At 55.6% G+C, this 22,516-nt stretch carries 21 protein-coding genes, 1 tRNA gene and 1 pseudogene; 13 read left to right on the plus strand and 10 right to left on the minus strand.

The genetic code is table 11. The features are described from left to right. Window positions 1-29 precede the first annotated feature (29 nt). The 6 genes from D3791_RS10710 (at window position 30) to D3791_RS10735 (ending at window position 9,374) form a co-directional block, all read left to right on the plus strand. Complete coding sequence (locus tag D3791_RS10710) at window positions 30-3,809, plus strand: peptidoglycan DD-metalloendopeptidase family protein (RefSeq protein ID WP_172512187.1); 3,780 nt, start codon at window positions 30-32, stop codon at window positions 3,807-3,809. Window positions 3,810-4,200: 391 nt separating this feature from the next. Next, the gene (locus D3791_RS10715) at window positions 4,201-4,662 is read left to right on the plus strand and encodes a hypothetical protein (RefSeq protein WP_172512188.1); all 462 of its coding nucleotides are present in this window, start codon (window positions 4,201-4,203) and stop codon (window positions 4,660-4,662) included. Window positions 4,663-4,719: 57 nt separating this feature from the next. Continuing rightward, window positions 4,720-6,933, plus strand: coding sequence for a hypothetical protein (locus tag D3791_RS10720; protein WP_172512189.1), 2,214 nt, complete (start codon window positions 4,720-4,722; stop codon window positions 6,931-6,933). A gap of 58 nt (window positions 6,934-6,991) precedes the next feature. After that, window positions 6,992-8,410: a hypothetical protein gene (locus D3791_RS10725; RefSeq protein ID WP_172512190.1), complete on the plus strand. Its 1,419-nt coding sequence runs from the start codon at window positions 6,992-6,994 to the stop codon at window positions 8,408-8,410. 13 nt (window positions 8,411-8,423) lie between these two features. Next, window positions 8,424-8,870 carry a hypothetical protein gene (locus tag D3791_RS10730; RefSeq protein WP_172512191.1) on the plus strand — a complete coding sequence of 149 codons (447 nt, stop codon included), beginning with the start codon at window positions 8,424-8,426 and terminating at the stop codon, window positions 8,868-8,870. 231 nt (window positions 8,871-9,101) lie between these two features. After that, complete coding sequence (locus D3791_RS10735) at window positions 9,102-9,374, plus strand: hypothetical protein (RefSeq protein WP_172512192.1); 273 nt, start codon at window positions 9,102-9,104, stop codon at window positions 9,372-9,374. Here D3791_RS10735 and D3791_RS10740 read toward each other — a convergent pair. Then, on the minus strand, window positions 9,357-9,737 hold the full coding sequence (locus D3791_RS10740; RefSeq protein ID WP_172512193.1) for a hypothetical protein: 381 nt from the start codon (window positions 9,735-9,737) through the stop codon (window positions 9,357-9,359). The genes D3791_RS10735 and D3791_RS10740 overlap by 18 nt on opposite strands. 339 nt (window positions 9,738-10,076) lie before the next feature. Here D3791_RS10740 and D3791_RS10745 point away from each other — a divergent pair, with 339 nt between their 5' ends. The 4 genes from D3791_RS10745 to D3791_RS10760 all read left to right on the plus strand — a co-directional run bounded on the left by D3791_RS10745 (window position 10,077) and on the right by D3791_RS10760 (window position 12,655). Then, complete coding sequence (locus D3791_RS10745) at window positions 10,077-10,607, plus strand: hypothetical protein (protein WP_172512194.1); 531 nt, start codon at window positions 10,077-10,079, stop codon at window positions 10,605-10,607. A 76-nt stretch (window positions 10,608-10,683) separates the two neighbouring features. Continuing rightward, window positions 10,684-11,550 carry a hypothetical protein gene (locus D3791_RS10750; protein WP_172512195.1) on the plus strand — a complete coding sequence of 289 codons (867 nt, stop codon included), beginning with the start codon at window positions 10,684-10,686 and terminating at the stop codon, window positions 11,548-11,550. Window positions 11,551-11,558: 8 nt separating this feature from the next. Continuing rightward, window positions 11,559-11,879, plus strand: a complete 321-nt coding sequence (locus D3791_RS10755) for a DUF2964 family protein (protein WP_216847343.1) — start codon at window positions 11,559-11,561, stop codon at window positions 11,877-11,879. A gap of 446 nt (window positions 11,880-12,325) precedes the next feature. Beyond that, window positions 12,326-12,655: a hypothetical protein gene (locus D3791_RS10760; protein ID WP_172512196.1), complete on the plus strand. Its 330-nt coding sequence runs from the start codon at window positions 12,326-12,328 to the stop codon at window positions 12,653-12,655. A gap of 84 nt (window positions 12,656-12,739) precedes the next feature. On the opposite strand, the gene D3791_RS10765 is transcribed toward D3791_RS10760, so the two are convergent. Continuing rightward, window positions 12,740-14,173 carry an ATP-binding protein gene (locus tag D3791_RS10765; protein WP_172512197.1) on the minus strand — a complete coding sequence of 478 codons (1,434 nt, stop codon included), beginning with the start codon at window positions 14,171-14,173 and terminating at the stop codon, window positions 12,740-12,742. A gap of 376 nt (window positions 14,174-14,549) precedes the next feature. Then, on the minus strand, window positions 14,550-14,810 hold the full coding sequence (locus D3791_RS10770; RefSeq protein WP_172512198.1) for a GlsB/YeaQ/YmgE family stress response membrane protein: 261 nt from the start codon (window positions 14,808-14,810) through the stop codon (window positions 14,550-14,552). 175 nt (window positions 14,811-14,985) lie between these two features. On the opposite strand from D3791_RS10770, the pseudogene D3791_RS16930 reads away from it, so the two are divergent. Continuing rightward, a pseudogene (locus D3791_RS16930) lies at window positions 14,986-15,195 on the plus strand (helix-turn-helix domain-containing protein); the annotation flags it as partial. A 353-nt stretch (window positions 15,196-15,548) separates the two neighbouring features. Here the strand turns inward: D3791_RS16930 and D3791_RS10780 are convergent. The 5 genes from D3791_RS10780 to tadA all read right to left on the minus strand — a co-directional run bounded on the left by D3791_RS10780 (window position 15,549) and on the right by tadA (window position 18,015). Next, complete coding sequence (locus D3791_RS10780; RefSeq protein ID WP_172512200.1) at window positions 15,549-15,815, minus strand: helix-turn-helix domain-containing protein; 267 nt, start codon at window positions 15,813-15,815, stop codon at window positions 15,549-15,551. 4 nt (window positions 15,816-15,819) lie between these two features. Beyond that, a complete protein-coding gene (locus tag D3791_RS10785; protein WP_172512201.1) occupies window positions 15,820-16,032 on the minus strand; it encodes a helix-turn-helix domain-containing protein in 213 nt (70 codons plus the stop codon). A gap of 68 nt (window positions 16,033-16,100) precedes the next feature. Beyond that, window positions 16,101-17,237, minus strand: a complete 1,137-nt coding sequence (locus tag D3791_RS10790) for a tyrosine-type recombinase/integrase (protein ID WP_172512202.1) — start codon at window positions 17,235-17,237, stop codon at window positions 16,101-16,103. Window positions 17,238-17,356: 119 nt separating this feature from the next. Next, a tRNA-Ser gene (locus tag D3791_RS10795) sits at window positions 17,357-17,444 on the minus strand. 94 nt (window positions 17,445-17,538) lie between these two features. Then, on the minus strand, window positions 17,539-18,015 hold the full coding sequence (gene tadA, locus D3791_RS10800) for a tRNA adenosine(34) deaminase TadA (protein ID WP_022875557.1): 477 nt from the start codon (window positions 18,013-18,015) through the stop codon (window positions 17,539-17,541). 124 nt (window positions 18,016-18,139) lie between these two features. Between tadA and upp the strand changes: the two genes are divergently transcribed. Further along, window positions 18,140-18,787, plus strand: coding sequence for a uracil phosphoribosyltransferase (gene upp, locus D3791_RS10805; RefSeq protein WP_022875558.1), 648 nt, complete (start codon window positions 18,140-18,142; stop codon window positions 18,785-18,787). 34 nt (window positions 18,788-18,821) lie between these two features. Here upp and D3791_RS10810 read toward each other — a convergent pair whose 3' ends face one another. Together D3791_RS10810 and D3791_RS10815 are read right to left on the minus strand one after the other, a co-directional pair. Then, window positions 18,822-20,336 carry a sensor histidine kinase gene (locus D3791_RS10810; RefSeq protein ID WP_172512203.1) on the minus strand — a complete coding sequence of 505 codons (1,515 nt, stop codon included), beginning with the start codon at window positions 20,334-20,336 and terminating at the stop codon, window positions 18,822-18,824. After that, window positions 20,333-21,073 (minus strand): response regulator transcription factor, encoded by a 741-nt coding sequence (locus D3791_RS10815; protein ID WP_022875560.1) that lies wholly within the window; start codon window positions 21,071-21,073, stop codon window positions 20,333-20,335. Before D3791_RS10815 ends, D3791_RS10810 begins: the two co-directional genes overlap by 4 nt. A 616-nt stretch (window positions 21,074-21,689) precedes the next feature. Here D3791_RS10815 and D3791_RS10820 point away from each other — a divergent pair. After that, complete coding sequence (locus tag D3791_RS10820; RefSeq protein ID WP_172512204.1) at window positions 21,690-22,475, plus strand: winged helix-turn-helix domain-containing protein; 786 nt, start codon at window positions 21,690-21,692, stop codon at window positions 22,473-22,475. Window positions 22,476-22,516 lie beyond the last annotated feature (41 nt).

Here is a 22,516-nt window from a genome sequence, read left to right on the forward strand (position 1 = left end):
CTTCCTTGCGTTAAGCCATGGGGGTCACTTTGGCATCAGTTGAACTTGCTACAGGTTACTTAACTCTCGCGGCTGAAACTAGCCAGCTCGCTAAGCAGGTTGGCGGGATTTTCAAGGGCGCTGAAACTCAAGCGTCGAAAACTGGCCAGTCTATGGGCAAGGCTATCGCTAATGGTTTCGATCAGAACAAGCCTGACGTTGACGCGTTAGCCAAAGATGTTGAAATAGCTGAAAAGCGTGTGGTTGCTCAGGCGGAGGCTTCGGCTAAGAAGCAGGAAGCAGCTAAACGCAAAGTAGAGATTGCTCAGGCGAAAGTCAACGAAGCGACGGAGAAGTTTGGCGCTAAATCAAGTCAGGCTCTAACAGCGGTTGACCGTTTAGCGACTGCTGAGCAGAAGCTTGAGGCTGAGACTAAGGGCGCTGCTGACGCTCAGAATCGTTTGCAAACTGAGCTGAAGCAGTCGAAGGATGCTTTGTCTTCGGCTACTAAATCGTCGGAGACGGCTTCTAAGACTTATGCCAAGGGTTGGAAGGGTGTTGGCCAGCGACTGAAGGCTGAGCTTTCCAAGGGCATGAAGACCGCCACGAGCTCTGCAACTAAGCAAGCCCAGGATGGTGGTAAGCGTGCTGGCGGTGGCTTCTCTGGTGCGTTCAAGGGCGCTATTGGTGGTCTTGCTGCCGGGTTCTCTATCGGCGCTGTTGTTGGTGGCGTCAAGGAAGTTGTAGGTCTTGCTGGTGACGCTGAACAGTCCATCGGCGCTATTGACACAGTGTTCAAGGATAACGCTCAGACGATGCATGATTGGGCGGCCACGGCTTCCCAGACTGTCGGCATCTCGGGCAATGAGTACCGTGAGCTCGGTACGCTTCTAGGCTCCCAGTTGAAGAACATGGGTACTCCCATGGATCAGATCGCCGATAAGACTAATGGGCTTATCGGCATGGGCGCTGACATGGCTTCCATGTTTGGTGGTACCACTAAGGAAGCTATCGAGGCTATTTCATCCGCTCTCAAGGGTGAGATGGACCCGATTGAGAAGTATGGTGTCACGCTGTCGGCGGCGGCTCTTGAGGCCGAAGCTTTAGACAAGAAGATCATTGCCCCTGTTGTTGACTCTGCTTCGGTGGAGGCGGCGGCAACGAAGATGAGTCTCGCTCAGAGCAAGTACAACGAGACTGTCAAGAAGTATGGCAAGGATTCGGACGAGGCCAAGTCTGCGAAGTTGAAGCTTACTTCGGCTGAGAATGCTTTCAATAAGGCTACTGCTGGCAAGATTCCTAAGTTGGATGCTGAGTCTAAGGCGTTGGCTATTCAGTCGGCGTTGTATGGCCAGTCTGCTGATGCTCAGGGTAACTTTGCCCGTGAGTCTGACACGTTGCAGAACAAGCAACAAAAAGCGTCTGCGTCGTTCCAGGATTTGAAAGAGACGATTGGTACGGCGTTCTTGCCTGCTATGACTTCGGCTTTTGGTTTCTTGAATGAGAAAGCTGTGCCAGCGTTGCAGAGTTTTGCTGGTTGGATTCAGCAGAATCAGGCGTGGTTGAAGCCGTTGGCGGTAACTATCGCGTCTGTTGCGGCAGCGTTCTTCTTGTTTAGTGGAGTATCCAGCATCATTGCCGGTATTACTTCGGCTATCGCTTTGTTCAGGGGTGGTTTTGCGGCTCTGAATGCGACTATGAAGGCTAACGTTTTCATTTTGATTGCTAGCTTGATAGCCGGCCTCGTTGCAGGGTTCATTTACCTTTGGAACACGAATGAGGGTTTCCGCAACTTCTTCATCAATATTTGGAACGGGATTGCTACCTTCTTCAAGGGCATCTGGGAAGGTGTTCTCAGGCCGGCATTCGAGGCCATCGGTCAAGTGTTCGGTGTTGTTGTTGGTGCGATAGCTAATTTCTGGAATAACACGCTGAAGCCGGTTTTTGCTGCGATTGGCTCGTTCTTCAAGGCTGTTTGGGAGACGGTCGTCAAGGTTGCCTTGTCTGCCTTGGCGATTTACTTCGGCGTTGTGTTCTATGCACTGAAAACGTTGTGGGATACCGTGCTGAAGCCTGTGTTCAAGGCTTTGGGTGACTTCTTTGTGTGGGTTTGGGAATCCGTTCTGAAGCCTGCAATTGGCGCGGTTGTGACGTATTGGAGGGACACTTTAGCGCCAGCGCTGAAGAATGTCTGGACGAACGTTATCAAGCCCGTATTCAAGGCATTAGGTGACTTTTTCAAATGGGTTTGGGATATCGTTCTCAAGCCTGTTTTCAACACTTTGATTTCGTTCTGGCGTGACACTCTCGCACCGGCGCTAAGCAATGTTTGGAACAACGTTATCAAGCCTGTTTTCCAGGCTGTTGGCGATTTCTTCAAGTGGGTTTGGGACAATGTTCTCAAGCCAGCTTTCGATGCCTTGAAGTCCGGGTGGAAGTCGCTTTCTGATGGAATCAAGAACGTTTGGAACACCTACATTAAGCCGGTGTTCCAAGCGCTTGGTGACTTCATTAATGACACGGTGAAGCCTGCTTTTGAAAAGGGTGTTGATGGGATCAAGAAGGTTTGGGACAAGATCAAATCGATCGCGTACAAGCCAATTGATTTCGTAGTCAACACGGTCTACAACAACGGTCTGCGCGACATGATCAACACCATGTCGGGCAAACTCGGGTTGGACTGGACTCTTCCTGAAGTGAATCTTCCTGCGTTCGCCAAGGGCGGGCAGATGAAGAACGGTTGGAAGCTCGTCGGCGAAGAAGGCCCCGAGCTGATCAACACCGGCCCCGGCTACGTGTACACCGCCACTGAGACTCAAAAGATGCTCAGTGGTGGTATGCAAGCGCCTATGGGTGCGTTGCCTGCAATGAACGGTGGGCATGACGAGAAGAAATCTCAACTTCCTATCGGCGGGTTCTGGTCCAACATCTGGGGTGGTGTCACTGACACTGTCGGCAAGGTGAAGGATTGGGCTGTTGGCATGCTCGCATCTGGTGTTCGTGCCGTCACGGAACCACTGAAGCAGTCGATTTCCTCGTTCATTCCTGGCGGCGGCTTCAACGAGCTGATTCGCGGTGCTGGGTTCAAGGTCATTGACAGTCTCACTGGTTGGGCGACGAAGAAGGATGAGGGAGCTCAGGGTTCAGGCGGTTCAAATACTGCCATGTACTTTGACGGTCCTCTTGGTTCGTTTGCTAAGCCTGCTAATGGTCCGATTACTTCGGGGTTTGGTACTTCGCGTGGGCGTTATCCTCATGCTGGTATCGACTTCGCGGTTGGGATTGGTTCGGCGGTTCGAGCGATGCTCAATGGTGTTGTTCGGAAGATCGGTGTCAACGCTGTTACCGGGCGTACCGGTAAGGGCATGGTGCTGGATCACGCGAACGGCATGTCGTCGTACTACGGTCACTTGTCCGGCTGGGGCAAGAAACCCGGCGACAAGGTGAAGGCCGGCGAGCGCATCGCATCATCGGGTAATACTGGTCGTTCTACTGGTCCTCACTTGCATGCTGAGTTGTGGAAGAACGGTGTTCCGTTCAACTACATGTCTTACCTGCATGATGACGGTGGTTGGTTGCAGCCGGGTGTTTCCACGATTGTGAACAAGACGCGTAAGCCTGAAGCGATCTTGAATCCTAATCAGTGGGACACGGTGACTAAGGCTGTGAACCAAACTGTTGAGGGTGGCTTCGCGGAGTCGGATATTGATCGTTTGATTGCTGCTATTCGTGAACGTGAGCAGGTTATCAGCCTTCAGGTCGATTCGCGGGAAATCGCTAAGGCGAACGTTACCGGGCGCAATAAATTGCGTTGGCCAGCAAGTAAATAATGGTTGAAGTGGCCCATCCTTCGGGGTGGGCCACTTCTATTTTGGAGGTCTTGTGACTGTTTATCTTGGAACGTTGGGTCGCATGATCCCCATTTATTCGACTCCGTCAGCGCAGTTGGATGCCGAAGAGCGATATTCATTCTCGACCACGTTGGAAGGTCGGCGTAAGGCTCAGGCGCGACCTATTGGCCGGCGAACTTGGGGTTTGAACGCACAGTTCGCTGACCCTTCGGAGCACTCCACACTGTCTGCTTTCGCTAATGGTGCGTGGGGTCCGGGTCCGTTTGTTTTTGTGTCGGCTGATGCGCCGCATACTAATTTGTTGTCGCCTAATTGGTCGCTGTGTGACCCCACAATTCCGTCGGCGAGTTCGGTGGTTGGTGCTGGGTCGGTGGAAGTTGAGCCGGGTCTTGTGATGCCGAGGTCTTACTTCAATTCCGATAGCGCATACGTGGTGCTGATACCGGACAAGGTGCCTGTCCTACAGGGTGTCGCGGTCACTGGTTCAGGCTATGTTCTGGGGGCGGGGATGCGCGTGCAGTTGCGTTTCCGTGACATCAACGACGTGTTGATTCAGTCTTACAGTTCCCCCACATCTGTTGGCTCGACGCAATGGCAACGCCTAAAGGTAACTCAGACGCCACCCGCCGGGGCGGCCTATGTCGAGATGGTCATCAATGGCGCAGGACGTTCCACCGGTCCTGTGGTGACGTGGACTGACACTGTGCAGCCGTGGTCTGCCGGCAACGGCTGTCCGGAAGCGGTAGTGGATTCGTTTTCGTCTGATCTGACTCTTGCTGTTCCTGGTGCTACGTATTCAAATGTTTCGTTCACTGTTTCGGAGGTGGGGTAATTGCAGGCTGGGTCTTTGATCAGCTCCAACGTTCAAACTTTCACATCGCGAGTTCTAGTGAACGGTGTTGAGCGTGAGGTTGAGTCGTGGAGCATCGGGCGCGACTTGCAGGGCGACCTACCTCAAGGGCTAGGAGGTGGCAACGGGGTTACGCAGGCAACGGCTGATGTGGTTTGGGCTGAAGGCAAATCGGTCCAGACGAACCACAACCCCTGGAACCCCTCGACCGGGTGGACTCCCAAACCGGGGGACCGGGTGCAAATCTTCGTATCTGACGGCGTGACCGAGTGGGTGCAGTTCACTGGTGCGATTGACTCACCATCGGGTGAGATCCTTGGTTCTCACGGCGCGTCACTCATCGACGACATTGACAAACTCAATGAGCCGGTGAATTACCCTGCACTGTTGGCGACCATGCCACCACTGAATAACAGCCCATCGAGCGAGTATTTCACGCACCGATTCCCCGGTCTCGGTGCCGCGTTCTATGCCAATCTCGCTGCCCGCGCAAGTGGTTTTTACTCCACACCTAAATCCGTGGAGGCGACAGTGCTGGACGTTCCAATGCAGGGCTCGATGATGCCACTAGTAGGGGACGTACTCACCGTCTCGGCGGGATCGAGCACGACTCAACCGCCGGTCACGTACTTCACCTCCTGGGGTGACGTGGTGGGCGACGTGTCAGCCCGGTTCATCCCCAAGACGGGGCAGACCGCTGGGCCGGTGCAGATCAGTCTCATGATCGCACCAACACATAATGGTGTGGCACGTGCGAAGGCGACCATTGGCGGCCAAGACTTCACACTACGAGCTGGCGCATCAACGATCACCGCTGAGGTGGACGGTGTGCAGGTAGCGTCCATCCCACGCAACGGCGCACAGAATATCGCCGTAGTCTTCCGTGAGTCCAACATGGCGTTGCGAAATGACAAGGGAGACATCGCTACCGCGACGATTACCACTGGCGGCCTTGGCCCTGCCGTGGAAATGGTGCAGTTGACCGGCGACGCAACAACACGTATCGCCGGTCTACAGGTAGAACGCCCGGTGACTACCGGAGCGGAGTTCCGTCAACTCAACTTCTCTCCAACCTACTCATTCAGCTTCGGTACAAGCCGAGTTTTCACCGCTCTCGCGCTTCCTTCCACGAAGAACACCCCGGCTATTGAGCTATTGCAGGACATTAGCGACGCGCTCATGACCCCTACCTGGCTGGATGAATCGGGTAAGCTGCGCACCGCTTCGGCCACGGCCCTCTACAACGGGCCAACCGTCGCAACCCTGACCACGCTGGACAACATCCTGGGCATGGGGTGGCGCAATGACCTGCTGATGCGCCGGTCCAAGATCAGCGCAAAATACCTGCTCCCTGTCGTATCTCAGCGTCGACGCTACGGCGTCACCGTCTTCAAGGGTGAATCTGAAGCACTCCAAGAAGGTGACACCCATGAAATCCTGATCGAACCAGAAGACGGCGAAGACTGGATCATGGTTGACCCTGCTGGAAACACCATTGGCCCTGAAGGCTGGAACTCGGCAATGGTCAACGCCGGGGATGGGAACGTCTTTGGCGGCATCTACACAGACGGCACCAACGAGCAGTACGCAAACCTACCATCACAAAATAAGCTGGTCAGCACTTATACGCGACTCGATCACGACTCATTCAAGTACAAGGCCACGGCGCAGGGCTTGGAGCCTGGCTATCAGGTGGAGACACGCACCCTATCACCGAATTTCACTGGCGTAACAGCCCTATGGCTTTCGTGGTGGGGTGAGAATCTGCCAATCATCCGCGCCAAGGCGAAAATCTCCTGGAAAGAGATGATCAAGGACCCTATTGATACCGGCGCACCGGGCCCAGCGTATGAACACGACTTCGGTGCGTGGGCTACCGGCAGTGGCGTGCAGGAAACCAACATCATGTCGAACCTGATTGACGGCATCGCGCAGATCGCCGTCGCGGGCATCCCACGTGTTGACCAGCTCACCGTAACCCCTGACCCACGCTTGCAACTCGGCGACCGGATCAAACTGAACTCTGAGGACTTCCTCGGTGTGACACTTGACGCGGTGATCATCGGGATTAATAGCGCATTCAGCGACAGCTACACCCAATCACTGAGTGTCCGAATCCTGAAAGCAACCACGACGTATACCACCTACGAGGAATTCAACTCTGACGGCGGGAACCTCACCTACGAGCAATGGCAAACCTTGGGTCCAGTACCTGAAACGTATGAAGAGTTCAACGACTCAACCCAGAACTAAACACCGACACCCGCGCTGATCATTCCGGCGCGGGTGTCTCCTATATGGAGGTACTGACATGGCCGAAACGTCGCCATACCAAATATTCTTCCCCCTCCCCAGTGACCCAATCAAGGACAAGGCTCTTGCGTCCAAGCTGGCGAATGACCTGAAAACGCTGGCGATGACAGTGAATCAGGCGCTCATCCTCATCACTGATGGGTATGATGCTCAGCTCGCCGCGATTGACCTTGAATCTGACCAGCATCTGACAGCGGACATCACTGGATACTACAAGCATCTGGTGAGCGCGAGCTGGAACCGCTACACGAAGGATTACGTGCAAGATACAGTTGGTGATTCTGTGGGTGCACCGCAGAAGCTAATCCCATATTTCGCGTCCATGCCACGCCTGATTGATGGCCTGATCCATCCGTCGATCATCCCCGATTTGCCGAAGTATGCGAAGCTCGACGGGTCTACCCCGTTCGACCTGATCCGCCTTGGACAGTCAGCGATACTGAAAGAGGTTCGTGGAGCGCGTGGCCACCGCATCCAGTTCAAGTCGAATCAGCCCGGTAATCAGGAAGCTCGACCATACTTTGAAGTTGATGCGTCCGATGAGGACTGGAACGGCGATGTAACAGCGGGCTTCCAGTCTCACGTTACCGGCGACGGGTCCACGCCTAACAGTGGTGAGCGCGTCTATTGGTTCCTAGAAGCCCACGGCCTAGAGCACACCGCGAACGCTAACCCAGACTTCGAGGGCTGGTACTCAATGGGTGTATCCAACCGCGCCGAGCTGACCGCACGTGGCAGGGGTCGTGCATTCATCCTGGACGCGGGCAACCGACCCGGCATGGCCATGCACTTTTATAAGCCGTATATCGAGCTGCAGCCAAACACAGCGTTTACCCTGGATGACCGGGCCCGCCCTGCATGGGGTGACGGCGCGGGCGTGAATCACTCAGCGCGTACCGTCGGAACACTGGTTGGCGGGCATTACATCAACTTCCGCCGCGAAGGTATGGTGGGTGCACGATTTGAAACGCTGAGCGACTCTCCGGCCACTTCGCCTGAATACATGATGCTTCGCTCACGCGGCACCGTCGAAGCACCATTACCGGTCCAAGCCGGCGACCGACTCAGCTCCACCAAATCGGGAACCGTTTATAAAGTGTCACCGGATTACGTGCATGTCCCCGGTGCAGGAACTGACCCACGAAATCAGCCGGTCGTCACTCAGCAGGATATTGCTGTAGCCACCGAGAACTTCGTGGCGGGTGTTGCACAGGGTACACGCAAGGAAATTCAGGTAACACCAAAGGGCAGTACGTCACTAGTTACCGGCTTGCAGGTGGAGGACCCAGAAACGGCGGGGGATACTTCCATCCTGGTTCGCGTCAACAAGGACGGCACACGCTCGCAGCAACGCGTAAAAATCGGCGCACCAGACTCAGGCGGCCCAGGCCTTCGCGCTCTCGTCATCCCAAACTAAGGAGTAAAACACTATGGCACTTCCACTACCTACTAACGTGACTGTCAATACTGCTGGGCACGCAGGCCTGCACAACGACACCAACGCTGAAGTGAACCGCCTCGGTCAGGACACCGGGCGGCGCAACGTCACCAGCCTGCTGATCAACGGGTGGACTGCCAGCGCTATCGAGATTCAGCGCCAGAATGACCGGTGCTACCTACGCATCACGGGCCTGAATGGTTCGGCGGCTACTAGCTCACGATTCATGGACATGCCCGCCGGGTTCCAGTCACCAATGATCCTTGAAACCTATCCGCAGCGCGACAGCTCCGGCACTATCAAACAGGGAATCACCTTGTCACTATCCGGCGGATTCACCATGCTCTCCGGTACGGTTCACGGTACCGCGTCGGCCCGTGAAATCTCATGGCCATGCACTGCCAACTGGCCAGCAACCCTACCCGGCGTAGCGATCTAGACAAGGCAGACACCACAAGCGCTCACAGGGGCGCATTTTTTATGCCCTCTGTGAGCGTTGCTCTTGGGCTATCGTCATACTAGCAAGGAGACAGAGAATGTCTTTTTTGGAAATTCTGAACGTTCTATGTGGTGCTTTTCTGGTTTACTGCATCATCCGACCGTTTGTCTTGGCCGCTATCTATACGGTCCGCGACATCGGACGAATCCGGGCCGAAGAAAGGTCGCAAAATTGAAGACACCAAATCGTGAAGCTTTGCGTGCAGCCATAGTGAATGATCCAGAATTTGCAGTTGACGCCATCGAAGCTCTGCAGGCCGCCATCAATGAATTAGCTTCAGACTCGCTCGAAGGTCTGGGATGGACAGAAGAAAGTATCCAGAGCAGAGACAGAATCGACGACATTAGGCATTCGATACACCTGATTCGACTGTCAGATGACCCGAAAGCAGAACACCACGCTTCGACACTAGAGAAGTTCCAGGCGCTACTGGCGGGACCTTAGCGGGAGTATATCCGACGGCATCGTTTTCTTTACGATGCTGCTCAACTCATAGGCGGCTATGTACGTCGTGCCCTTCTTGACGGTGGAGGCTTTCGGGCCTCCCGTTGCGTACACGTATTGTTCCGTTAGATCCATGCATTCGTTCAGGAGTTTGGCTGCTCGCTGGTAGTAGTCCTGCAGGTCATCATGGGAGATCGTAACCCACCCAAGCTTGGGGTTCAGATAGAGAATTTCTCCGCTGGATTTCTGCATCAGCTCTGAGTGAATGATGTTGTTTCGTTCTTCGTTCAGGCGCTTCGTCTCAGAGATCCACGTCTTGGTTGAGCCGATGAGGCTTTGGTGATCGGCGCCTAATTTGGACATGCGCGATCTGATTTCAGAAAGTGTCCTTGAAAGCGTGAGGCGCAAAATATGCGCGTCTCTTTCATCAGGATCAACATCGCCATATAAGGTCCTCAGGAAGTGCCCCGTACACTGCTCCAACCTTCCAAATTTGATAATGAATCTTCCTACGAGATGTTCGACATCCCCAAATGAATTAGTCGACGGTGACATTTTTCCCCTAGGTCCGAGATTGGCGAAAGGAAAGCATTTTCCAATGACTCGAATTCAAGCATTAATTTTTAACTTCCGCCTATTGTGGGGCGGTTGCCCCGATTGTTCTCGTAACATATGGAACCTTCAGCATGAGCCAGGATGCGATTGGAAACGATGCAAACACAATCTGCAAGCGCTAGGTTGTGGCGGGATGACACATGGCAGGTGGTGAGAATGCCCCCTATTCCTGAGTTTCTCGGCGGCCCGAACGGGGCGTTGTTCTGGACTTGTGCACTGATCCTGGTGGGCGGAATTCTATGGAAGCCGCTCAGAGTAATTGTCCGTCGGCTTCGCGAGTTTGCCGCTTTCCTCGACCAGTGGAACGGGAAACCAGAAAAGCGCGACAGAGCAGACCAGATCATTCAGCATGCTGTCCCTGGCGTATCAGCCCGCATCCTCACCTTGGAAGAAAAGACGGAACGCATTCATCACGAGGTGACACCGAACCATGGCGGATCAATCAAGGACGCGGTGAAGCGCATCGAGGACCGCAGCAATGAGACTGCGTACAAGCTTGCCGAGACCACGGCCAAACTAGACGAGCACATCGTCATCGCCAAGGAATCCGACAAAGCCCAAGAAAAGCTGGTCGAAGACGTTGGCAAGCTGAAATCGAAGTACGCACCCGAAACCTAAGCCACCCTCCGCGGTGGCTTTTCTTATGCCCAGGCCAAAGCGGTCTGGGTTTTTCTATGCCCGAAAGGATCTGGCAATGAGCTTTCATCTTGCCCCTTCGCTTGACGACCTCCGCAGCGAAACCAATACCCGATGGCCTGATCGTGACAAAGCATCTGATGGTTGGATCGGCGACACCTCGCACAGCGCCCGCGTCTCTGACCACAACCCGGACTACAGCGCTGGTGGCATCGTGCGTGCTATCGACGTGGACAGAGACGGGATCAGTGTCGAGGATTTCCTGAACGCTGTCATCTACGACAGCCGTACCAGTTACTGCATCTACAACCATCGCATCTGGGGCGGCACCCGCTGGCGCAAGTACGAGGGCGCGAATGCACACACCAAGCACGTTCACGTCTCGATCAAGCACACCACGGCAGCAGCCAAGTCAGGTTCGTGGGGCCTTGCCAAGGGTGAAGTGAAGTCGGTCGGAAAGCCTGAAGACGCGAAGGTGAAGAAGGTCAAAGACCAGTCGCCATCGAACACTCCGAACGGCTCAACTACTTTCCCTACCGACTATGCCGAACTGACGATCAACGGCAACTACAAGTCCTGGGAACAGGGCGCAATCCAGATCCTCATGCACCAGCTCGGCTACAAGTCGAACAAGCAGTGGGACGGGAAGATCGGCAAGCTCGGCTACACCGACTTGCAGAACTGGTTGCAGGACGTACGCGACCCGAACGGTAACCCGTACTACACCAAGACCCCTGTCGCGAAGTGGGGCGTCGCTAAGGGCACTCCACTCAAGGTGGACGGCAAGGACGGCAAGTGGTTCTGGTACGAATTCCAGCGCTACCTGAAAGACCGCAAGTTCTACAAGGGCATCCTCGACGGCGACCCCAAGAAGATGACCTACGAAGCCATCCAGCGCTGGCTCAACGACAACAACACCTACTAGGAGGCATCATGGCTAAGCATTCAGCCATCACCACGCAGTCCCAACACCCATGGCGAGCTACCGTCCGCACTATCCTCGCGGTCATCGTCGCTCTGTCTGCCATGGCACCATCGATCTACAGTGCTGCCACCCAGGGAAGTCCTGAAGCGGCTACCGGCGCCGCGGCGCTGGCTCTGGGTATCGCCGCAGCGGTTACCCGCATCATGGCACTGCCGATGGTCGAGGAGTTCCTGCAGCGCTTCCTGCCGTGGCTTGCCGCCGGCACCAAGGACGACGAGTCGTCTGCCGTAGGTTTCGAAGTGACCGGCCCAGTTACCTTGGACGAATAGACAGAACCGCCCCGCCCTCACTTGAGGGTGGGGCGGCTTTTGTGCGTTAAAAAGGCAACCCGCCAGCACTTGGGGAGGCTGGCGGGCTCGACTAGGATAATCCCTCTCTTGGGGGAAGAGGGTTATCGCCTGACTAGTCGTTAGAAGGTGGAAATCGTACCGTTCTAGACTCTATCGACTCTGCTCAACCAGACGCAACCTTTTTCAAGGATTGAAGCCTGAATGAATAAATAATCCATATTCACGGATCATGAAGAAATCCTATGCATAAACGCGCCTAACGCTCTAGCATGTGGTTAGGTTTCACGCTCGACCTAAGTTCTTTGGGGAAACTAAAGTCCTTGGGGTCATGGATGGGGATTCATGGCCCAGCGCAAAACTCGCAACCGGCCCCCGCTGACGATCTATTCAGCGGGGGCCGGATTATGTTAAGAGACAATCAACTGGTGGACTACTACGAAGACCCGTACTCGCCAGGACTCTACAGGTACGAAACTAACCGGTATCCCTACGTTGAAGTGGAGCATGACGGTGAACTATTCCACGCCCAAGCGCAAGGCTGGAAAGGCAACATGCTCATGATCGCCCGAATCAAAAACCAACTCGGCAGGGTAGACAACGGCGCAAAAGAAACACTCTGGATACCCGCCAACTCATGCCAACGAATCCGGCGCGAAGACTCAACTTGGGTCACCACCGAAGACGACCACGAATGGCACAAGTCCGAAGACCAAAAAATCAAATACCGGGCAGACCCGTGGACGGTCTATGCTTAAGGCCGATAACAAGAACGCCTTAATTTGGTGGCTGGCAGAGAAGCTATTTACCAAGCCCTTCTTGCGTGATGCTTCTACGGTACGTCAAGGATGCGGAATATAGCGACGCCCTTTGTTGCCGGATGGACCGCTCGGATCGATAATAATTACGTTTAACCTGACTAGTTCTGCGATGAGATTGCTGATTGCCTGAGTCTTACCGGAGGATAATCCGAATCTAGCTCGAAGGCTTGAGTTCGTCATATGTTCTCCATTGGCCCATTTCAAACAGCAATGCATATATGCTGCCCACTGTCGATCGTCGGGGCCCATTTGCTCCCAGCTTTGCGAGCCCCGAAGGATCACTCTGGTCATGTGGCTCTCTGTAATGAACTCGGGGGCAGCTCCCTGAATTTCCTCAAACGCCGCTAAGCTACGATCGACACCGCTGCCTCTATTCTCTGCCAAGCCGATGCGCCTCATGACATCTGACATAATCCGGTTTCGTTGGGCGTTCTGGGTAACAAATTTTTTTATGTCGATCAGCGGCGTCCCACCGTTGGAAATCTCTACGCGATCCTTGAAAACCTCGACCGTAGGGTAATTGCCGCCTGCTGTGCGGTGGAAGTCTTGATGGACAACTGCATTGGCTATAAGTTCTCTTAGAGCAATTACAGGATATGTAGGAACCTCCTCTCTCCTAGCCTGTGAGAAGTCCTCATGGTTTGGAAGGATGCTAGTCAAGAGCTCTACGGTGCGGGGCAGAGAATCGGCGTAACCGGAATCGTAGAACCGGTCTGAGATTGCGTCGAGCCTGCCGGTGCCTCCATAAGTTATGATCCGTAGCTTGTGACCCTGTAGTCCGAAGTCCAATAGATCTCTGGCAGCAATAAGCGCCCCCAATTTAAGCACGATCCATTCGCCGGAAAGGCTGGATTCTTTCACCAAGCCGAGCCTTTGAAACTCTTCTAGCTGACCTTCAGGAGTATGCGGGGCGTGGGTAGCAAGTAACCGGAAAACCACAGATGAATCCAGCAATGCTAGTACATCGTCGGCAGGCACGGGTGGGTAAGCTTCTTCTTCTTCATACGGGAGTCGAGCCTCGTCAAAGATCGCTTTGAGTTCGTCCGGAGTCATGCCGACTAGACTCTCCCCAGTGCGTGTCCAATAGGCTCCGTCAAGCTGCAAGGGGGTCCCGTGGGGCCTGGACGGAATGGCTAACCCAACAACACGCTTACCCTCGTAGTCAAACACTTTGACAGTAATTTTCAGTCCGAGCGCTTCAGCTAGTCGTCGCTCGGTTTCCTGAAGATCGCCGAAAGCGGAGGTACCGACAACCGACCGAGGGATCTGGTCAGTAATACCAAAGAACATCTCACCGCCACCAGAATTTGCTATCGCGGCGCAGTAACGTGCGGTCTTTTTTGCATCAAACCCGTTGACAGCCGCCTTGAACTCAAGTCGCCTGTCTTCCTTTCTTGCGATCCTCTGATCAATGTATTTCTTATGCACCTCTGAGGGTGAGGTTTCGGTGGCCATATAATAGACATTAGCGCATAAACTCGCGGTTTTTCATGGAAAGTCGAGGATTGATGCCCGTGGAAATATAAGAAGACGCAGGCTGTGGAAAACTCAGAATCATATAGGCAACTCCAGCCGATGCCTAGCCGCAATTTGACTCTACTGTAAATTCGAAATTGTTCGCTGATTATTGGCAGACATAATCGATAAGCCTTCACATGACGCTTATACGATTTTTTGCGCCAGAAGACTGCGGACTCAATTGTGCAACGTCGTAGTGAGAGGCACTATCGGATTCGGGTGGCGAGTTCAACGGAGAAGAGTCCTAATGAGTATCAGGGGAAGTGAAACGGGGCCTTACCCCGAAAGGTAAGACCCCGTTCTGTCGCGCAAACTACGCCTTCTTGCGTGTGATCAGTCCCCAGATAATGAGGACAATCAGTGAGCCGCTGATGGCCAGTAACCAGGTTGACAGTGACCAGAACTCGTTCACTCCGACACCGAAGATCGCGGATCCAAGCCAACCACCAACAATGGCACCAACAACACCCAGCAGTAGGGTAGCGAGCCAGCCGCCACCCTGCTCACCTGGCTTGATCGCCTTAGCGATCGCACCAGCAATAAGGCCTAAAACAATCCAACCAATGAAACCCATAACTTCCTCCTGTAGGGATCGAGTACTTCGTTCAGCATCTGGACTGAGATGCACTCGGAAAACAATACAGTACTTGGGAGTAGGTTGGAGTCCGGGCGAGCGGCGTGCGAGTGTGATCTAAGAAACGTTCAGATTTAGAAGGGAATGCGCTGTACATGAGAAGTACTTAACCACCCGTGACATGGCCGAGAAGTTCAACATAAGTCCTGAAACTGTTCGCAGGCACGCCGCAGCAGGACAATGGCCCGCTTCACGCATAGGAAACAGATACCGTTTCTCTCCAGACCATGCACGTCAGATCGAGTCGGAATCGGAAATTAGAACTGACAACACTCCAATTTTTCCGGAAGACCGCATACGCGATGCGCTAAGACATCTATCGTAATAATCTATGCTCCACAGTTTACCTATCTTTTAGGCGGCTCCGTAGGCAAGTGTTCGAGCCAGGATACGAGGTCGTCGTGCGGGATCACGCACTTCGTATTGGCGTACCGTGCGATCAGGTTGCCCATTTGGATATGGTGTTGGAGAGTGCGGACGCTATAACCCGTCTGAAACGCTGCTTCAGCCAGGGTGTACGCTAATTTCTGCTTCTGGTCGCCACTTGGATGATTACGATTTTCATCATGCGCATTCATCTGAATCACCTGGTACCTGTAATAAAATGACTACATGGTTAGCATAAGGATCCCCAGCAAAACTCTGCCTCCTTGCCTATCTGCAGAGTAACATGGCTTCCTAGTTCTCGGAGCTCCCAGAAATTTTGCGTAGTGCCCTGTGTAGATCAGAGTCATATTTGCGTCTTCCGAAATGACCCCTGTGTGGTCGTTGGTCGATAGCTGGGTTTGAAGTAATCAGGTCGAATTGTTCCTGGCTAAAGCGATAAGTTCGAGCGGAAATCTTCTGGCACTCCCATTCGCCGGAGTGGATCTTATTGAGCACCATTTGACTGGATACTTTCAGCTTTTCGGCGACTTCTTGGGGCGTATAAAACTCTTCGCTCATGAAATTATCCTCGTTCCTCTGGCAACGAATTGAACCAATCTCTCAGCTCGTCGCTCGCGATCACTGGACGGCTGCTCGGGTACCTAGCGATCAGGTTACCGAGCTTGATATGGGCTCGAATGGTATCCACTCCGACACCGTAGGACTCAGCCGCTTCCTGAACCGTGTAGGCCTTCTTGGGCACATGGCACGAGCAGCAGGTCAATTCATCGCTCAAGGTCCGCTCTCTCCATTCTTCCGATTGCAATAAAGCGCTGGGACTTCGAGACTACGATACTGCTCCATCTATTCCAAGGAGTCCGCCGCCCGTGCATCAGCGTCGTTGCGCAGGTGACCGTATGTGCCAATCGTCGTAGTGATCGATTCATGCCCAAGGCGCTCCTGGATGAGCATGAATTCGTTTCCCGCTTCTATGAGCATTGATGCGTGAGTGTGCCTCAAGTCGTGTGGCGTGGGGCGTGCATGGAGCACTGGACGCTTGCCACGCTCTGCCTCTACCAACGGATCTACTGCGGGTGCCCAGATAATCCGCGAGAAGTAGGAGCTGGTGATCTGCGTTCCAGTCGATGGGACGGTGAAGATCAGGTTGTCTTCTTCAATGCTGTCCAGCCAGGGCTTAAAACGTTCTGCTGCGCTCTTGCTCAGCGTGATGTTGCGAGTGCCCTTGTTGGTTTTCGGTGCTCCCAACGGTTGACCAACTTCCTTCCCTGCATGTCGCTTCCAGGCTTCGCGCACGGAGATGATCATTCGACCTCTGCGCTCGGTGATATGGCTGGGACGCAATGCGGTGATTTCACCGAACCTCATCCCGGTGTAAACCTTCAGATCCACCATCCGTCGATACACCTCATCTGGCATTGCGTCGATGAGAGCTTGAATCTCGTGCTTCTCTAGGAATACGGGGTCGCGGGTCTTCTTGACGGACTTGGGGGAGCGCACACCCTCAGCAACGTTGGCTTTGATGCGTGGCTTGTCCTGACGTAGCTCGGTGCGGATCGCGGCTGATAGGAGCGCATGAACGTTCTTCTTAGTCTTGGGCGACCTGTCTAGCTCATCGAACCATGTGCGCACTTGGCTTGTGGTGAGAACGTCGATAGGTGTTTCGCCAATGCCGGTACCGGTGAAGTAGATCCTGAGCATGCCCCGGTAGGTTTGCACCGTCCCTGGCTCCACCTCGCCACCAAGATTCTCGATGTGATGCTCTACGAGCTCTCGCACTGTTGGAGCTGTAGACAACGATCTGAGCTTCGCCTGCTGCGCGATGTTCATGCTGTTGTTGTTCGCGTCCAAGAATCGCTTAAGGTCTTTCGCCTTTTCCTCGTCGTTGCGATATGTCCGCTGCTGAAGTGTTCCGTCTGGTTCTCGCCAGACTACACGGTAGCTGTACCCGTGCTTGAGCGGTCGTTTCTGTATTGTCGCCACTTCTACCTCTATCCTCGGCTGTCCGATCCTTAAGGCAACAGATCCGGGATTTAAGGCAACAGGCCAAAAGTAGGTAAGAAAAAACCCCGGAATCACATGGATCCCGGGGCTATTCTACGCGGTGACGGTGGGATTTGAACCCACGGTACGGGGTTACCGTACACAACATTTCGAGTGTTGCACCTTCGGCCGCTCGGACACGTCACCAGACCTGATAACTCTATACCGAACCAAAGGTGATTACAAAAACGAGAGCCCGATATTCAGTGCGAAGTGGCTCGAAACACACATTTCAGCCGGTTCAGCCGCGCTTGCCTCGGAAAAACTCGCGCAGCAGGTCCGCGCATTCTCGTTCCTTGACCCTGGAATAAACTTCGACCCAATGGTTCAAGCGCGGTTCGCGCACGATGTCGAATACCGATCCGCAGGCACCGGCTTTTTCATCCCAGGCGCCGAAAACAAGCTTGGGGATCCTGGAGAGCACGATCGCCCCGGCGCACATGGCGCAGGGTTCCAGAGTGACGACCAGGGTGCAGTCGGCCAAGCGCCAGCCATCATCTTCGCCACGTTCTTCCAGAGCGCGCACCGCATTGCGAATGGCGACCACTTCGGCATGGGCGGTGGGATCCTTGACCGCTTCGCGCTCATTGCGCCCGGTGGCCAGAACCTGGCCTTCGGGAGAGATGATGACCGCGCCGATCGGCACGTCGTCCGTGGCCAGCGCCGCTCGCGCCTCGTCCAGAGCGAGGTCCATCCAGGCATCGTATTCGTGCAGCATAGTGCTTTTACTCTACGTGCTGGCGCCCGATTCCTGTTTCTTTGGGCACACCAAACTCGTTTAACAGCGGAATTTCGGGCAATTTCCTCGATTCGCCCGCCGGTGTGCTGATAGATTTCTACTTATGCGCGTACAGGTAGTCGACCACCCGCTGGTGGCACACAAGGTTTCGGTTCTTCGAGATAAGAACACCCCGTCTTCGATCTTCCGTCAGCTCACTGACGAACTGGTCACCCTGCTGGCTTACGAGGCAACCCGAGAGGTGACGACCGAAAGCGTTCAGGTTGAAACCCCGGTTGCCACCACCATCGGCACTGCCATTGCCAAGCCAACCCCGCTGGTTGTCCCGATCTTGCGCGCCGGCCTGGGCATGCTCGAAGGCATGACCCGCCTGGTGCCAACCGCAGAGGTCGGCTTCCTGGGCATGGCTCGCAACGAGGAAACCCTCGACATCATCACCTACGCCGACCGCGTGCCTAACGACCTGACCGGCCGCCAGGTCTTCGTCCTGGATCCGATGCTGGCCACCGGCGGCACCCTGGCCGAGGCCATCAAGTTCATTTTCGATCGTGGCGCCGAGTCCGTGACCTGCATCTGCCTGATCGCAGCTCCAGAGGGCGTGGCCCGTTTGGAAGAGATCCACGGCGACGACGATCGCGTGCACGTGGTGCTGGCTTCGCTGGATGAGAAGCTGAATGAGAAGTCCTACATCATCCCGGGCCTTGGCGACGCCGGTGACCGACTGTACGGTGTCACCCCGCCGATTGCCTAACCAGCATTAAGCACTAGCCCGAAGGCCGCGGTCATCAGACCGCGGCCTTCGGCATATCCGGCTGAGGTTCCTCGCCGGCAAGCGGCAGGCGGACCTCGAAGACCGTATTGCCAGGCTCGGAGGTCACCGAGATGGTGCCGCCGTGGGCTTCGACGATGCTCTTGGCGATCGGCAGGCCCAGCCCGGTGGTGCCATCGGACCCCGAACGCGCCTTGTCGGCACGGGTAAAGCGTTCGAAGACCTTTGGCAGGAATTCAGGCGCGATGCCTTCGCCGGTGTCATGGACTTCCAGCACCGCTTCATCGGTTTCATCATCCTGGTCCACCGTGACGGTGACGGTATTGCCAGCCGAGGTGTGCTTGCGCGCGTTGGCCAGCAGGTTGGTGATCACCCGGCGCAGCGAGGCGGAGTCGCCGAAGACCGTGGTCTGCTCGGCCAGGCACTCGAAGTCCCACTGATGGTCGCGCGCGGTCAGCTTGAAGTCCTCGGTGATGTCGGCCGTGAGCATGCCCAGATCCAGGTTGCTGCGCTTGAACGAATTTTCTTCGTCCAATCGAGCCAGCAGCAACAGATTCTCCACCAGCGATCCCATGCGGCTGCTCTGCTGCAGCACCCGGTCGACGGAGCGCTGTCCGTCCGGGGAGAAATGCTCGGTGGCGGAGAGCAGCTCGGTGTAGCCGCGAATCGAGGACAGCGGGGTGCGCAGCTCGTGGGAGGCATCGGCGACAAACTGGCGCATCTGGGCCTGCGATTTCTCACGCGCGGTCAAGGCCGTGGAGACATTGCTGATCATGGCGTTCAGCGCGTTGCCCACATTGCCGACCTCGGTTCCCGGGACCGCATCCTCGGAAGGAACCCGCTGGGTCAGCGCCACCTTGCCCGAATCCAGGTCTTCGGCCGCCACGGATGCGGCCACGGAGGCCACGCGTTTGAGCGATGCCAGCGAACGCGAAATCAGCCACGAACCGGCCAGCCCCGCGCCGGCGATCAGGATCAAAGCTATGAACAGGGTCAGCCAGGCCATGCCGCGCAGCGCCAAGTCCGTGCTGTGCAATGGCAAGCCGACGATCAAGATGCCGTTGGAGCCGGAGTCCTTCACCGCGACCAGGTAGTAGTCGCCGACCGTCAGGTGGGCTCGGACCGGATGGAAATTGTCCTTGTCCGGGTGCAGGTCGCTGAGCTCGAGATCCACCATCGGGATGGCGTCTTCCTGGCTAAGCTGCTGCAGCTCGCCGGTGCGTTCATCAAGCACGCCGCCGTTGAAAACGTACTTGTCCACAAAGCGCGCGGTGAGCGTGCCGGCGGCCTGGCCCGGCGCATCCAGGCGCGAGTTGACCGCTGGAGCGCCCTGCGAATAATTCAGCGCGCGTTCGGTGGTCAGCCGCAGCTGGCTGTTGAGCTGGTCCATCAGGGTCTGCCGCATGCCGGCGTTGTAGAGCACGCCGAGCAGGACCGAGACGGCGGTGAGCGAGGTCAGCAGGATGAGCAGGAGCTTGCGCTGTAGCGAATGCGGGGAGCTGACCTTGGTGCTAGGGGAGAAAAAACTCATGCCGCCGGCTTCAGTACGTAGCCGACGCCACGCACGGTGTGGATCATTGGTTCCGCGTCGACGTCGATCTTCTTGCGCAGGTATGAAATGTAGAGTTCGACGATATTTGCCTGGCCGTCGAAGTCGTAGTGCCAGACGTTATCGAGGATCTGCGATTTGGAGACCACGCGACGGGCATTGCTCATCAGGTAGCTGAGCAGATCGAATTCGGTAGCCGTCAGAGAGATGTCGCGGCCGGCGCGGGAGACATCGTGCGAATCCATGTTCAGCACCAGATCGCCCACCACCAGTTCAGCGGTATCCGCGGCTGCGGCACCTGAGCGTTCGACCAGGCGGTGCAATCGGATCAGCACCTCTTCGAGGCTGAATGGCTTGGCGACGTAGTCGTCGGCGCCGGCACCGAGGCCTTCGATGCGATCTTCTACCGCGTCCTTGGCGGTGAGGAAGAGGACGGGAATCTCGGGGAAGTGGGTGCGGACCTTGCGCAACACCTCGGGGCCGTCGAAGCCTGGCAGCATCCAGTCCAGAACCAGCACGTCGGGCGCGAGCGAACGCGCAGTGGCGACGGCTTCGGGTCCATCGTGGGCCATGGTGGCTTCCCAGCCGAGCATGCGGGTTCCCATGGCGACCAGTTCGGCCAGCGAAGGCTCATCGTCAACTACGAGGACCTTGATCGGGGTGCCATCGGGATGGGTGAGGCGGGGCAATTGCGAAGGTGAAAACCGAGATTCATTCATGTTTAACAGCGTCTCCTATTGCCTTGGGGTAAGAATATGATTTTGCTGTGCGCGAGCTATGACTGCAAGTCGATTTTATGCAGGATTTCTGCTGGCAGGTAGTGCTTAATTTGGTCAAGCCCTGCGATCGACGAATGATTGAAGTGTGGACAGCGTGTTGTGATGAATGGATATTCAGGGCACTGAATGGACTAGTCGGTATGCATGGTTTACTCGGAAAGCTTGAACATATTGAGTAGTTAAGCGCTTAGATCTCCTAGATATGCCTAAAGTGTCGTATATCACCTTTGAACGGTTTTGTCTCACTATATGGACATGCCCCTGGTTTGTTACTTGCAAGTTGACAATGTTACGAGGAAACTAGAGGTGTGAGTACGGCGCAGAACAGCAAAAAGCATCCCGGCGGGCAACCGCGGATTGCCAATGCACGTTGCAATCGAATGCTCGGCGTCAACACCGCGAAAACGGAATTATGAGTCACTCGTAATCGAGATTTTGCCGGTCGTTGACGGGAAACCCAACTGCTGGGCATGGACGAAGGCCATGAACAGCGCAAGCAAAACCCGAAGCACGAGCGCCAAGCCACTTGGCCTTCGCACTAAAAGAGGAAAACATCATGTCGGCTGGATCCGGATACGTCCACGTTTCAATTCGCAACGCGCAGAACCGCGCGGCTGCTGCACAGCGCCAGGCTGCTGGCAACTATGCACCAGCGGGCTATCGCCCACTGCGCGCAGTTTCCAACGTCCAGGAAACTCGTGAAGCTACGCATCAGCCGACCAACACCCCGGTGCAGCCTGCAAGCCAGGCCAGCGCGGATACCTCGGCCCGCGGATTCGTGCTGTATGTAGGCCTGGACGAAGCTGCAGCCCAGGCGCAGGGAACCTCGCTGGGCAAGCTGGCCACCCAGGTCCGCGCCTTCCTGGCAACCTTGTCGCCACAGGCCCAGACCCACGCGGCAGTCGCCTTGGCGCCAACCAGCGCCCAGGGTGAGCCAATTGACGTGGTCCGCCAGGCACTGGGCGACCCAACGGTTTCGCGCCGCCCACGCGCTGAAGCCCGCCCGAGCACCCCACGCCCATCCGGCGTGCTGATCGACCTGTCGCGCCGCGAAGTGTACCTGGACGGCGACACCCTGAACCTGACCTTCAAGGAATTCGAGCTGCTGAACTTCCTCGTGGAAAACGGCACCCGCACCGTAGGCCGCGAAGAACTGCTCGAAAACCTGTGGCGCAATGCCGAAGAGGTGCCTAACGAGCGCACCATCGACGTGCACATCCGCCGCCTGCGCTCCAAGCTGGGCCGCCTGGCCAACACCGTGCGCACCGTACGCGGCCAGGGCTACCGCTTCTACGAGCACCCGGAAGTTGTCGTTTGGGCAGCACCTGAATACTCGATCTAATCTGATCACCCAGCAGCGGCGGGCAAACCATATTCGGTTTG

It is taken from the genome of Glutamicibacter mishrai (genome assembly GCF_012221945.1).
In the GTDB taxonomy this organism is placed as follows: domain Bacteria; phylum Actinomycetota; class Actinomycetes; order Actinomycetales; family Micrococcaceae; genus Glutamicibacter; species Glutamicibacter mishrai.